Origin of the sequence: Phenylobacterium sp. (assembly GCF_037968635.1) — a bacterium.
In the GTDB taxonomy this organism is placed as follows: domain Bacteria; phylum Pseudomonadota; class Alphaproteobacteria; order Caulobacterales; family Caulobacteraceae; genus Phenylobacterium.
The window spans coordinates 15096-27896 of sequence record NZ_JBBKVV010000058.1 but is presented as its reverse complement, the minus strand read 5'-3'; the positions used below and the strand labels follow the sequence as shown (position 1 = coordinate 27896).

Annotated in this window: 16 protein-coding genes; 3 read left to right on the top strand and 13 right to left on the bottom strand. The window is 69.1% G+C overall.

The window, feature by feature from the left end:
- Together AAC997_RS06330 and AAC997_RS06325 are read right to left on the bottom strand one after the other, a co-directional pair.
- A partial coding sequence (locus AAC997_RS06330) for a pyridoxamine 5'-phosphate oxidase family protein (RefSeq protein WP_340644843.1) occupies positions 1–293 on the bottom strand: 293 nt, incomplete at its 3' end.
- Positions 294–356: 63 nt separating this feature from the next.
- Positions 357–1328: a methyltransferase domain-containing protein gene (locus AAC997_RS06325; protein WP_340644842.1), complete on the bottom strand. Its 972-nt coding sequence runs from the start codon at positions 1326–1328 to the stop codon at positions 357–359.
- Between the two features lie 153 nt (positions 1329–1481).
- Between AAC997_RS06325 and AAC997_RS06320 the strand changes: the two genes are divergently transcribed.
- Entirely contained in the window at positions 1482–2003 is a 522-nt protein-coding gene (locus AAC997_RS06320; protein ID WP_340644841.1) for a TetR/AcrR family transcriptional regulator, read from the top strand.
- Between the two features lies 1 nt (position 2004).
- On the opposite strand, the gene AAC997_RS06315 is transcribed toward AAC997_RS06320, so the two are convergent.
- The 7 genes from AAC997_RS06315 to AAC997_RS06285 form a co-directional block, all read right to left on the bottom strand.
- Complete coding sequence (locus tag AAC997_RS06315) at positions 2005–4236, bottom strand: arylsulfatase (protein WP_340644840.1); 2232 nt, start codon at positions 4234–4236, stop codon at positions 2005–2007.
- A gap of 76 nt (positions 4237–4312) precedes the next feature.
- Positions 4313–5722 (bottom strand): M20/M25/M40 family metallo-hydrolase, encoded by a 1410-nt coding sequence (locus AAC997_RS06310; protein WP_340644839.1) that lies wholly within the window; start codon positions 5720–5722, stop codon positions 4313–4315.
- A gap of 124 nt (positions 5723–5846) precedes the next feature.
- Positions 5847–6170 carry a hypothetical protein gene (locus AAC997_RS06305; protein ID WP_340644838.1) on the bottom strand — a complete coding sequence of 108 codons (324 nt, stop codon included), beginning with the start codon at positions 6168–6170 and terminating at the stop codon, positions 5847–5849.
- A 126-nt stretch (positions 6171–6296) separates the two neighbouring features.
- On the bottom strand, positions 6297–6713 hold the full coding sequence (locus AAC997_RS06300) for a DUF1178 family protein (RefSeq protein ID WP_340644837.1): 417 nt from the start codon (positions 6711–6713) through the stop codon (positions 6297–6299).
- Entirely contained in the window at positions 6710–7543 is an 834-nt protein-coding gene (locus tag AAC997_RS06295; RefSeq protein ID WP_340644836.1) for a carbon-nitrogen hydrolase family protein, read from the bottom strand. Before AAC997_RS06295 ends, AAC997_RS06300 begins: the two co-directional genes overlap by 4 nt.
- Positions 7544–7581: 38 nt before the next feature.
- The gene (gene grxC / locus AAC997_RS06290; RefSeq protein ID WP_340644835.1) at positions 7582–7839 is read right to left on the bottom strand and encodes a glutaredoxin 3; all 258 of its coding nucleotides are present in this window, start codon (positions 7837–7839) and stop codon (positions 7582–7584) included.
- A 33-nt stretch (positions 7840–7872) separates the two neighbouring features.
- Positions 7873–8658, bottom strand: coding sequence for a ComF family protein (locus AAC997_RS06285; protein WP_340644834.1), 786 nt, complete (start codon positions 8656–8658; stop codon positions 7873–7875).
- Here AAC997_RS06285 and AAC997_RS06280 point away from each other — a divergent pair.
- A complete protein-coding gene (locus AAC997_RS06280; protein WP_340644833.1) occupies positions 8657–9568 on the top strand; it encodes a methyltransferase domain-containing protein in 912 nt (303 codons plus the stop codon). The two genes, AAC997_RS06285 and AAC997_RS06280, sit on opposite strands and share 2 nt — an antisense overlap.
- 202 nt (positions 9569–9770) lie before the next feature.
- Here the strand turns inward: AAC997_RS06280 and AAC997_RS06275 are convergent, their stop codons facing one another.
- Positions 9771–10514 (bottom strand): glutathione S-transferase family protein, encoded by a 744-nt coding sequence (locus AAC997_RS06275; RefSeq protein WP_340644832.1) that lies wholly within the window; start codon positions 10512–10514, stop codon positions 9771–9773.
- An 85-nt stretch (positions 10515–10599) separates the two neighbouring features.
- Between AAC997_RS06275 and AAC997_RS06270 the strand changes: the two genes are divergently transcribed.
- Positions 10600–11361, top strand: a complete 762-nt coding sequence (locus AAC997_RS06270; RefSeq protein ID WP_340644831.1) for a YafY family protein — start codon at positions 10600–10602, stop codon at positions 11359–11361.
- Here AAC997_RS06270 and AAC997_RS06265 read toward each other — a convergent pair.
- From AAC997_RS06265 to AAC997_RS06255, 3 genes are read right to left on the bottom strand one after another with little or no spacing between them, the layout of a single operon-like run.
- Entirely contained in the window at positions 11358–12209 is an 852-nt protein-coding gene (locus tag AAC997_RS06265) for a kinase (protein ID WP_340644830.1), read from the bottom strand. The genes AAC997_RS06270 and AAC997_RS06265 overlap by 4 nt on opposite strands.
- Positions 12210–12219: 10 nt before the next feature.
- Positions 12220–12348, bottom strand: a complete 129-nt coding sequence (locus AAC997_RS06260; protein ID WP_340644829.1) for a hypothetical protein — start codon at positions 12346–12348, stop codon at positions 12220–12222.
- A gap of 32 nt (positions 12349–12380) precedes the next feature.
- Complete coding sequence (locus AAC997_RS06255; protein ID WP_340644828.1) at positions 12381–12791, bottom strand: (deoxy)nucleoside triphosphate pyrophosphohydrolase; 411 nt, start codon at positions 12789–12791, stop codon at positions 12381–12383.
- Between the last annotated feature and the right edge of the window lie 10 nt (positions 12792–12801).

Sequence of the window (12801 nt, the reverse complement as noted above, 5' to 3'; positions counted from 1 at the left end):
AGGCTGATATACTGGCGGTTCCCGCGATAGTCGGCGAAGCCCAGGGTGGTCTCGTCGAGAACCCGCAGGAAGCCCGGCGGACCCCCGCGATGCTGCACATAGGGCCAGCCGCTCTCGGACACGCTGGCCAGGTAGAAGCTGTCGCGCTCGCCGATGAAGGCCGCCTCGTTCTCGGTGAACCTGTCCGAGACCCGCTCGCCCTCGAACCGCTCCCAGATCTTCCGCGCGCCATTGGCGGTCTGGGCCGCCTGGACGCTGGGGGTGGCGAGCCGGTCGAGGTAGTCGTAGGCCATGACAGCGGGCTCCAGAGCGCGCCCCTAGATCATGCGCCCCGCCCCCGATGGCAACCCCGCAGCCTAGCTGACCGGCTTCTCGAGCAGCACGAACCAGGCGTGGTTGAACATCCCCTCGTCCAGGACCCGGAACCCCGCCCGCTCCGCCAAGTCCCTCCACTGCGCCTTGGTGGTGAGGAACAGGGACAGGACATTGGCCACCGCGAACATGGTCAGGCTCGGAACCCAGACCGCCATCAGGAACCGGCCGCCAGGCTTCAGCACACGGCGGGTCTCGGCAAGCGCCTTCAGCTTCTGACGCCCAAGATGGTCGTAGACGTGGGTGCTGACGGCGGCGTCGAAGTGGTTGTCGGCGAAGGCCATGTCGGTCAGGTCGCCGGTCTCGACCTGGACCTTGCCCGCGAGGCCGGCGAGCTTGAGATTGTTGTCCAGCAGGGCGCGGCCGCCGCCGTCGATGTAGCCTGCGTCAAAACGGTCGAGGCCCACGACCCTGCCCGACGTCAGGATGCGCGCGAGCGCGATAGTCGTCCGCCCGCTGCCGCAACCGGCGTCGAGCACCAGGTCGTGGTCGCTCGACAACAGGTCCACCATGGGCAGGATCACGTGGTCGGTCCGGCGGAAGCTGCGCATCACAACATTGCCCACCAGAAGCAGACCAGACATCGCCACCAGGCCGAAGGCCAGAGGCCAGGCGCCGGGATGGGTCAATTGCAGGACAATCGCCGTGGCCAGGGCGATGAGGGCGGCGATGGCCAGGCCGTTCATCCAGCCTGGTCCCCAGCCGAAGTCGTATTTCAGCACCGAGCGCGCGCCGCCGCCAAGCCGGCGAACCTGATCTCTCAAGCCGGCGACATAGAGGGTGCTCAGCAGGACCACCCCACCCACGATGTGGAACCCGGCGAACAACAGCAGGGACTTCGACACCACCGTCAGCCTCGGGACGAAGATCATGAAGGCCAAGCCGGCGGCGACGCCGATCACACCCATCAACCACATGTGGCTGTGAGGGTTTCGGCGGGCGGGTTCAGCGGTCATGGGCGGGCTCCATCGGGATCGGCGGGGCCTTGCGTCGCCCCGCCCTGGCCCTAACCTCTAACGGCAGTCCGGCCCGCCCGCGCCGGACACGGTGAGAGGTTTGTCTGGTTTCCGGACACCGCGCGCCCATTGTCCGGGCCGGAGGTGGTCTTGGTGGATCTCGCAGGCAGTCGGCCGGTCCAGCGCACCAAGGCCGCCCTCTTCGACGCCTTCGTCGAACTGGTGCTGGAGCGTCGCTACGACCAGCTCAAGGTGGCCGACATCATCGCCCGCGCCGGGGTCGGGCGCTCGACCTTCTACGAACACTACGAGGGCAAGGATGAGCTCCTGAGGGCCGGCCTGTCGTCGCCCTTCGGGGTGCTGGCTGACATGCTCGGGCCGCAGCACGACGACGCGCGCTTGCTGGCGGTGGTGGAGCACTTCTGGGAGAACCGGCGCGTGGGCAACGTCCTGTTCGTCGGCCCGACCCGGCCTCTGCTGGCCAAGACCCTGGCGGGCCTCATCGAGGCGCGGCTGCGGACGCGACCTGAGGTCCAGAACCCCGCCCTGCTGGCGGCGCAACTGGCTGGGGGACAGATGGGGCTGCTGAGTACCTGGCTGGCGGGCGCCGCGCCGGCCAGCCCGCAGGCGGTCGCCGACATGCTCTACGCCGCGGCCCAAGCCGTGGGGACATAGGCTACTGCCGCGCCATCTCCGCCTCGCCCAGCAGGTCGCCGTCCAGGGCCTGGTCGGCGTCCATGGTGACGATCACCCGGCGCAGCTTGCCGGTGAAGGTGAAGGGGGCGGCATAGGGGGCGACGGGGCTGCCCCGGTCGCGGCCGATATCCAGGCCAGACCAGGAGATGAAGGTGGCGAAGCCGATATGGGTCTTCACCTCCCCCACCACGCGGCCGTCGACGGCCAGGGTGAAGGTTCGGCCGTCCGAGGCCTGGCGGCAGCGCAGGGCCAGCTTGTGCAGCCCCGGCGGTATAGGGCCCGCGGAACTGACCGTGGCCAGGGCCCCGCCGACGTTGAGGGTGTGATGCAGCCGCCCGTCCTGAACATAGAAGCTGTACCCGCAGGTGGCGTCGCCGTGGGCGAGCAGCACCCCCTCCGCGCCGCCCGCCGGAATGATCGCCTCGGCCTCGATGATGTAGGAGCGGCTGCGCACGTCCGGCGCGACGTCGGCCGGCAGGTGGCCCATGCCGGGGTGGAAGACGAAGCGCTTGCGAGCGCCGTGATAGCGCAGGGCGTTCTCGGCGAAGCGCGGGCCGAAGCGGTCGTCCAGGGGCAGAACCTTGTAGGTCTCGGCCGCCTTCCACCACTCGGCCACCAGGGCGGCCAGCTTCTCCGGCTCGGCGGCGGCGAGGTCCCTGGTCTCCGAGAAGTCGGCGTCCAGGTGGTAGAGCTCCCAGACATCGGTGTCGAAGGCCGTGCCCGGCGGATGGAAGGCCACGGCCTTCCATCCGTCCCTCCAGAGGCCGCGGTGGCCGAACATCTCGAAGTGCTGGGACTGGCTCTTGCTGGGCGCCGTCGGGTCCTTGAGCGAGGCGGCGAAGCTGACCCCCTCCAGCGGCATCTGCTGGACGCCCGCGATCACCGCCGGCGGCTCGATCCCCAGGATGTCCAGCAGGGTCGGGGTGAAGTCGCTGACGTGGGCGAACTGGGTGCGCAGCTCGCCGCGCGCCGCCAGGCCGTTCTTCCAGCTGATCACCAGGGGATCGCGGATGCCACCGCCGTGTGTGTTCTGCTTGTAGCGACGCAGCGGCGTGTTGGAGGCCATGGCCCAGCCCTGCGGGAAGTTGGAATGGCTGTCGGGGCCGCCGATGTCATCCAGCCGCGCCAGCTTCTCGGCCATGGGCTCGAACTTCAGATTATAGGGGCCCATGGCGTTGACCATGCCCAGGGGCCCGCCTTCCTGGCTGGCGCCGTTGTCGGACATGACGACGATCAGGGTGTCGTCCTTGATCCCAGCCTCTTCCAGGAAGGCCACCAGCCGGGCCAGGTGCCGGTCGGCATGGTCGAGCATGCCGGCGAAGGCGCTCTGCAGGCGGGTGAAGACCCGCTTGTCCTCGGGCAGGCAGTTGTCCCAGGGGCGGATGCCGTCGTTGCGATCGGGCATCACCGTATCGGCAGGCACGACGCCCATGGCCTTCTGGCGGGCGAGGCGCTGCTCGCGCTCCACGTCCCAGCCGTGCTGGAAGACCGGATCGTAGCTCCTGATGATGTCCTGCGGCGCCTGGTGCGGGGCGTGGCAGGCGGCGGGCGCCAGCCACAGCAGCCAGGGCTTGTCGGGCGCGTCGGCCTGATGGTCGGCGATGAAGCGGATCGACTGGTCCACCAGGTCGGCGGTGAGGTGGTAGCCCTGCGCATAGCTGGTGGGCTGCTCGATGGGGGTGTTGTCGCGCACGAGCTCGGGCGCGAACTGGTCGGTCTCGGCGTCCATGAAGCCGTAGAAGCGGTCAAAGCCGCGGCCCAAGGGCCAGCCGTCGAAGGGGCCCGAGGGGCCGGTCTCGGTCAGCGGCGTCGCGTGCCACTTGCCCACCATGTAGGTCGAGTAGCCGTGGGGCTTGAGCATCTCCGGCAGGGTGCCGGCCTCGCGGGCGATCTTGCCGCGATAGCCGGGGAAGCCGCTATCGAAGTTCGACAGGCACCCCATCCCCACCGAGTGGTGGTTGCGCCCGGTCAGCAGGGCCGCCCGCGTGGTCGAGCACATGGCCGTGGTGTGGAAGCCGGTATAGCGCAGGCCCTCGGCGGCCAGGGCGTCGATGGTCGGGGTCTTGATGGGCGAGCCGTAGCAGCCGAAGTCGGAGAACCCGACATCGTCGAACAGCACCACCAGGATGTTGGGCGCGCCCTTCGGCGGCGTCGGCTGCGGCGGCCAATAGGGCGTGGAGTCCGCCAGGGTCGCCCCAATCTTCGCCGCCATCACGTCCTCCAGAAACTATTGGCAGAAGAGATGCCAGTTTTCCCCAAGGACGGAAAGAGGCGGCGCGGCGCGCCGCCTACTTCTGGTTCGCATAGAGCTTGACCACCGAGTGGAGGAAGTCGCGGCCCTCATACAGCGAGCGCGCGCGGATCCGTTCGTTCAGACCGTGAGCCCCGCCGCCGTCGGGGTCGCCGAACATGCCCGAGAGGCCGTAGCTAGGGATACCCGCCGCATTGGTGAAGCGGCTGTCGGTGGCGCCGGTGGACATGGCGGGCACGAGGGGCACGCCCGGCCACATCTGCTTGGACACCTGCTCGATGGGGCCGAGGATGGCCTTGGTGAGCGGCGGCGGCGGCGAGACCGGGCTGGGCACGCCCACCAGGCTGACGGCGATCTTGTCGTCGGCGAACACCTTGATCAACTCTGCCTTCACCGACTCCAGGCTCTCGCCCGGCAGGATACGGCAGTTGACATTGGCCTCGGCTCTTTGCGGCAGGGCGTTCGGCGCATGGCCGGCATTGACCATGGTGGCCACGCAGGTGGTGCGCATCATGGAGTTGCGGCTGGCGTCCTTGATCACCTCGGCCACGGCCGCGGCGTCGGTGGGGTCCTTGGCCACGGCGGCCATGGCCGCGCCCGAGGCGCCGCCCTCGATCACCGACATCTTCTCGAAGTGGTTCTTCGTCGCCTCGTTCAGCTTGATGGGGAAGTCATAGGCGGCCAGCCGGTCGATGGCGGCGGCCAGGTGATAGATGGCGTTGTCCTTGGACGGCCGCGAGGAGTGACCGCCCGGATTGGTCGTGACCAGGGTGAAGTCCTGATAGACCTTCTCCCCGGCCTGGATGCCCAGGAACTGCCGATTGCCCTGCGCGTCCAGCCGCCCGCCGGCGCCCTCGTTCAGCGCGAATTCCGCCTCCATCAGCGGGCGGTGGTTCTTCAACAGCCACTCGACCCCGTCGAAGGTGTCGGAGGTCTCCTCGCCGCAGGTCAGCACCAGGCGCAGGCTCCGGCGAGGTTTGAAGCCCTCGGTCCTGTAGCGGATCATCGAGTCGGTGAAGACCGAGGCCATCGCCTTATCGTCGCTGGCGCCCCGGGCGTAGAAGTAGCCGCCCTCCTCGATCAGGGTGAAGGGGTCGCGCTCCCAGTCGGCGCGGTTGGCCTCCACCACGTCGAGGTGGGCCAGCAGCATGATCGGCTTGGCCTTGGCGTCCGTCCCGGCCAGGGTCGCCACCAGGGCGCCGTCCTTGGGCCGTTCGGCGGGGACCAGCACCTGGACGTCCTTGTCGGCGTATCCGGCCGCCTTCAGGTGCGCGCCCATCTTCTCCGCGGCGGCGGTGCAGCTGCCCACCGACAGCGTGGTGTTGGTCTCCACCAGCTCCTTGTAGAGCGCCCGGAAGGCGACCTGGTCGGGCCGCGTCTGGGCCTGGGCGGCGGAGGCGGAAAGAGCTGCGACGCCGAGCGCGGCGGCGAGAACGGTGCGGATCATGGTGGAAGGCCCCAAGCAACTTTTCGGCGGGAGCCTAACAGCAAGGATATTGGCGGCAAGGAATCTGGCTGAGATTTGCGGCCTGTTCGCCAACTGCTTCAGAGGCGAGCGCGACCCGCGCCGCCTAGTCGTTCGCCACCGGCGGCAGGAAAGCGACCGAGCAGACATGATCGACGGCGGTGCGCTCCTCGCACAGGTCGCAGACGCCCGCAGCGGTCCCCAGGGGCGCGCCCCGCGAAAACGCAATACTCGGCCTGTAGTCGGCGCAGCGACGCTCGGTGTGCAGGATCCGGTCGCCCGCCCGCACCACGACATAGGCGCAGGTGGGATGCTGGGCCAGCATCGCCTCAGAACGGGTGACCGCCTCGCGATCGCCTCTGAGGGCGAAGGCCTCGAAGGAACTGGCGGCGCCGTCGGCCTGGCAAAGGTGGAAGGTGAAGGTCTGCATGGTGATCCCGCGACAATGAGGCGGGAGCGCAGGGCTCTCAGTCGCTGACGCCAAGGAATTCACTGACCAACGATTGGTCAAGTCTAGGCGCGTCCGGACTCGCCGACCAACGAATTCGGACGATGGCTAGTTCAGCGACGCCTTCTTCACCGGCGCCGGCGGAAGGGGGGCGATCTCGACCCCCTCGTCGGCCAGCTCGCGAACCTCGGCGGGGGTGGCTTCGCCGTAGATGCCGCGGTTCTCCGACGTGCCCGCGTGGATGGCGCGGGCCTCGGCGGCGAAGTCCTCGCCGACATAGTCGAAGTTGTCTTCCACGTGCTGACGGACCTGCATCATCACCTCGCGGGCGGCCGGCGTCATGTCGGGGGTGTTGCGCTTCGTGCCCGCCACCATGGGCGCCATGATCTGCTTGGTCACCGCCGTGGAGCCACAGGTGGGGCAGCCGATCTGCCCGGCTTGCGACTGGGCGTCGTAGTCCTCGGACGAGCCGAACCAGCCCTCGAACTCATGGGCGTGGTCGCAGGCGAGCGCGTAGCGGATCATGCGAGCGCCGCCGGCGCCGTGAAGGCGCGAGCATTGGCCAGGGCCGGGATCGCCGCGCGCGCCTTGGCGACGGCGGCGAGATCGAGATCCACCACCAGGACGCCGGGCTCGTCGTGGGCCAGTTCGCCGATGATCTCACCCCAGGGGGCGATGGCGAGGGTGTGGCCCCAGGTGCCGCGGCGGTCCTCATGGAAGCCGCCCTGGGCGGGCGCCAGAACGAAGCTGCCGGTCTCGATGGCCCGGGCGCGCAGCAGGATCTCCCAGTGCGCCGCGCCTGTGGGCCGGGTAAAGGCGGCCGGGACCAGCATGACCTGGGCGCCGGCCAGCGCCAGGGCCCGATAGACCGCCGGGAAGCGCATGTCGTAGCAGATGGTCAGGCCCAGCGGGGTGTCGCCGGCCAGGGCCGTGACGGCGCGATCGCCGGGCTCATAGGTCTCGCTCTCCCGCGCGCTCTCGCCGGTGGGCAGGTCGACGTCGAACATGTGCAGCTTGTCGTAGGTGGCGGTGATCTCGCCGGCGGGCGAGATGAGCGCGGCGCGGTTGGCGGCCTTGCCATCCTCCCGCAACACCAGGGCCGAGCCGATCAGCAGCCAGACGCCGAGCTCCCTGGCCAGGGCCTGCATCCCCAGAACGACGGGGTCTTCCGCCAGCAGCTTCAGCTGCGGCAGCAGGGTGGACTTGTCCTTCTGCAGGATGTTGCTGGCCTCAGGCGTGGCGATGAAAGTCGCGCCCCGGGCGGCGGCCTCGCGCACCAGCGGCGTCAGGTGCTCAAGCGCCGCGGCATGGCTGGCGGGGGTCCGGGTCTGGATCAGTCCGACGCGCAAGGTCATGGCTATCTACAAGCCCGCCCCGCCCGGCTTGGCAAGGCTCAAGCCGCCAGCAGGGGGTCCAGCTTGCCGTCGCGGTCCAGGGCCATGATGTCGTCGCAGCCGCCGATGTGCTCATCGCCGATGAAGATCTGCGGGAAGGTTGCGCGGCCGTTCGACCGCTGCATCATTTCCTGGCGCTTCTCCGGATCGAAGGCGGCCTCGATCTCGGTGAATTCGACGCCCTTCTTCTCCAGCAGGGAGATGGCGCGGACGCAGTAGGGGCAGAACGGCTTGGTGTAGATGGTGACTTGGGTCATGTCTCAACTAACGCCGAAAGAGGTTGAAGGATCTCATATGGTGGTGTTCGCCGCTTCTTTCACCCTGGCCACCACCGCCACGTCGACGCAGGTGGCGCCGGCCTTGAGCAGGGCGCGCGCGCAGCCTTCGAGGGTGGCCCCGGTGGTCAGGACGTCATCAATCAGCAGGATTCGCCGTCCCGCCACCTGTTTCGCGCGGGAGGCGGGCACGGAGAATGCCGCCGCCACATTCCGGCGCCGCCCGGAGCCGGACTTGCCGCCCTGGCTGTCGGTGGCCCGCACCCGGATCAGGGCGTCGGGCAGGTAGAGGACGCCCGACAGCCGGCTGAGCGGCCGGGCGATCTCGGCGGCCTGGTTGTAGCGGCGTCCCAGCAGGCGGGTCGGATGCAGCGGGACCGGCGCGATCGCGTGGGCGTCGGCCAGCAGGTCGCGAGCCGAGCGGCTGATCCAGCGGGCGAACAGCGGGGCGAGGTCGGTGCGGTCGGTGTGCTTGAGCTGCAGGATCGGCCCGCGCGAGGCGTCGTCATAGAGGCAGGCGGCCCGCGCGCGGGAGAAGGCGCGGGGCTTGGCCATACAAGCGGCGCATCGGACCCCCTCCCCCAGCGGATATTCAAAGGGCGTCCCGCAGCCGTCGCAGACCGGATCGTCGAGGAAACGGATCTGGCTCCAGCCCGTGGCGGTGAGGCCGGTGGCCAGCGGCCGCGGCCCGTCATCCAGGGACTGGGGCGGGAATAAGAGGTCCAGGGCGGTGCGCGCGGCGGATTTCATGCGCGGCCCTGGTTTCCACCAGGCCTCCGACAGGCCATCTTGCAGGCTCATGTCCGCCCCGCCCCTGCTCTTCGACCGCGCCCAGTTGCGCGCCCGCCTGACCCGCGCCGCGCCGGGCTACGGAAACGCCGACTTCCTCAAGCGCCGCGCGGCGGAGGACGCCGTGGTGCGCCTGGAGGCGATCCTGCGGGAGTTTCCGCGCGCCGTCGACCTCGGGGCCCGCAATGGCGCCTTCCGCGACGCCCTCGCCCAGAGCGATGCGGCGAGCCGCGTGGGGCTGCTGGTGGAAGCCGACCTCGCACCGGCCATGCTGGCCGGCCGCGACAGCCCCCGGATCGTGGCCGACGAGGAGCGCCTGCCCTTCGCCTTCGGGTCGCTCGATCTGGTGGTCTCGACCCTGGCCCTGCACTGGACCAACGATGTGGTGGGCGCGCTGATCCAGATCCGCCGGGCGCTGAAGCCGGACGGCCTGTTCATCGGCTCGATGTTCGGCGGCGCGACCCTGACCGAGCTGCGCGCCTCCCTGCTCTCGGCGGAGATCGAGCTGACCGGGGGCGCGGCCAGCCGCATCTCCCCCTTCGCTGACGCCTATGATGCGGCGGGCCTGCTGCAGAGGTCCGGGTTCGCCCTGCCGGTGGCCGACGTCGACAGGGTGACGGTACGCTACTCCCACCCCATCAAGTTGCTGGCCGACCTGCGGGCCATGGGCGAGACCAGCGTCCTGGCCGACCGTCACCCCCGGGCGCTCACCAAGACCGTCCTGGCGCGCGCCCTGGAGCTCTATGTCGAGCGGTTCGCCGAACCGGACGGCCGGGTGCCCGCCACCTTCGAGATTCTGACCCTCACCGGCTGGACGCCAGACGCCAGCCAGCAAAAGCCGCTGAAGCCCGGCAGCGCCAAGATGCGGCTGGCCGACGCCCTGGGGACCGTCGAGCAGCCGCTGCCGAGGGACGAGGACTAGATCTCAGCCCTCGCCGAAGCTGGGATGGCCTGCGGGCTCAAGATGCTCCCCTTCTGGGGGAGCTGGCGCGAAGCGCCTGAGGGGGACCTTGACTATCGTTTTGCTGAGCTAGGTGTCGACGACGTCGATCCCCCTCCGTCCCGCTGCTGCGCTGCGGTCCACCTCCCCCACATCGCGCTAGCGCGCTGGGGGAGGAGCTAGATCACGCCGCGATCGCCTCGTGCTCCGCCGCCCACGCGAAGTCCGGATAGAAGCGGGCCATCATCCGGCTCGTGTAACAAACCAGGCGCGGGAACCGCTCGGCGCGGCGGCGCAGGGGCGAGTCGAAGAAGGGCGTCAGCATCCCGGCCAGGGTGGCGAAGACAAAGGCGTCCACGCTGGTGGGCTCATCCCCCATCATGAAGGCCTTGTCGCCGAGCAGGGCGTCGAGCGCCATCAAGGAGCGGGCGGCGAGCGCCAGGATTTCTTGTTCCGAATGGCGACCAACGCCGACCGCGCGGATATTGGCCGAGACCGCCTCCAGCAGTTGCGCCTTCAGCACCGGCCGGGCGGTTTCCGGGGCGGTGTCGAACCAGTGGGCCGGGCCCTTGTCGAAGTTCTCCGGCAGCAGGAAGCGGAAATAGCCGGACGTCCAGGCCAGGTGGTTCTCGCACATCCGCTCGATGGCCCAGGCCTGGGCGCGCTGCACGGTGTCGAGACCAGCGTCCAGATCGACGCCGTAGCGGGCCTCGATGTGGCCGCGGATGAAGGTGGAGTCGGCGATCTTCTCGCTGGCGTCCTCGATGTAGGGCAACTGGCCCTTGGGGGAGTCCTCGCGCCAGCCCTGAACCTTCACATAGGCCACGCCCGCCATCTGCAGGTGGATCTCGCTCTTGGTCACATAGGGGCTGACCTCCGGCAGGCCGAAGCCTTCGCCGCAGGCATAGAGGGTGATGAGCTTGGTCATGGCGTTTCTCCGGTTGCGTTGATCCCGGTTCTATTGCCATCCTGCTGCCAACATGGTGGCAGCAGCAGTGGAGCTTGTTGGCTGAATGAGACGCGCCGACCGCCTCTTCCAGATCATCCAGATTCTGCGCCGCTCGCGGCGGCCGGTGACCGCCGACGCCCTGGCTGAGGAGCTGGAGACGTCGAAGCGCACCGTCTATCGCGACGTCGCCGACCTGATGGCCCAGCGGGTGCCGGTGCGGGGCGAGGCCGGTATCGGCTACGTGCTGGACCAGGGCTATGACCTGCCGCCGCTGATGCTGACCCCCGACGAGATCGAGGCCGCGGTGCTAGGCGCCCAGTGGGTGGCCAACCGCGGTGATCCGGCGCTGGCCATGGCCGCCCAGGACCTGATCGCCAAGATCAGCGCCGCCATCCCCGAACGTCTGCGGCCCTATATCGACGCCCCGTCCCTCGGCGCCGCCCAGTCCTGGAAGATCCATCCGGACGCCATCGACATGGCCCAGGTCCGCGCGCAGATACATGCCGGCCGCAAGATCGCCATCCACTACAAGGACGAGCAGGGCCGCGACAGCCAGCGGGTGATCTGGCCGGTGACCATCGGCTATCACGACACCGTCCGAATGCTGATGGCCTGGTGCGAGATGCGCCAGGACTTCCGCTCGTTCCGCGCCGACCGGGTGACGGGCGCCGAGTTCCTGGAGGACCGCTACCCCGAACGCCCCGCCGTGCTGCGGGCCAAGTGGCGGCGGATCATGGAGGAGCGCCGAGGCGAGGATATGGAGAGGATGAAGGCCCGCCACGCCGCCCGCGTGGCGACCGCAGAGGGGAAGACCGACGAGGGCTAGGCCTTCGGCCGCCGCTGCTCGTCGAGCACCACCACCACATCGGCCCGGCCCGGCATCTCGGCCAGGATGTGTCGGGTGAGACGTTCGTAGTGGGCGATGAAATCGGCCACCTGATCGTCGGTCATGGCGCGCTTGAGGTCACCCCCCTCGTGGGCCAGTCGAGAGCGAAGCTTGGCCTCCTGCTCGCGGCGCCAGGCCAGGACCACCTCGAAGCTCGGCGCCTGCAACAGCACCAACAGGTCAATTCGGGCGAAGAGGTCTTGATACGGACCGGCCAGGGCGGCGTTGACGAAGGTCCGCCAGCGGCCGTCGGGGTCCAGGTCGCGCTCCAGGGCGTTGACCGGCGCGGCGACATCGGCCTGCGCAACCGCACCAACGCACCACCCCTCAAACAGGATCACGTCCACCGGACCCGCCACCGGGACGCCTTCGGGCTTGCGGTCATCGGCGGCCTTGTCGAAAGCCGGCAGCAGGGTTTCGCCCGGCCGGCCAAGCCCGTCGAGGATCCTCACCCCCAGCGCCACGTCATGGGTCCCGGGCACGCCCCGGGTCACCAGCAGGGGATGGACCTCCCGGCCCAGGGTCTCGCGCTCGGCATGGGTCAGGTACAGGTCGTCGAGGGAGAGTGACGCCACCGCCAGACCGCGCGCCTCCAGCATCGCGCGCAGGACGGCGGTCAGGGTCGACTTGCCGCTGGCCTGGGTTCCGCAGACGCCCACGATGAAACCCGGCGCCCGCGTCCTGGCGGCGATACGGTCGGCGAGCGGACCACAGATCGCCCTTGCGCTGTCGGCGAAGTCGGCCGGCAAGCCTTCGGCGGCGATGAAGTCTGAAAGCCAAGCGTCCATAGGGACGATGCTAGTTGATCGCGGCCTCGATGGCAGCCGCGCCGTTGTTCACGGCCTCGAACAGGGTGGTCTGGGCAAGGCTGAACACCGTGACCACGCCCATCGACAACACACCGATCAGGATCGCGTACTCCACCATGGTGGCGCCGCGCTCATCGCGCAGGAAGCCGGTCAGATAAGATCGCGCAGCCAGGCCACCAGCGGCGCATCGGCCGGCGGCATCGGATAGTCGCCGAGCTTTGAGGGCTTCACCCATGTGAGCGCCGCGTGCTCCCTGGCCGTGACCACGCCGTCCCACCGACGGCACAGGTAGAGTGGCATCATCAGGTGAAAGGTTTCGTAACCGTGGCTGGCGAACACGAAGGGGGCCAGGCAGGCGTTGGTGACAACAATGCCAAGTTCCTCCTCCAGCTCGCGGATCAGGCATGCCTCCGGCGTCTCCCCCGGTTCCAGCTTGCCGCCGGGAAATTCCCACAGGCCAGCGAGTTGCTTGCCCGGCGGCCGCTGGGCGATCAGCACGCGCCCGTCGCTGTCGATCAGGGCGGCGGCGACGACAAGCACCATGGGTTTGGGATCAGCCATGGCCCTGCAT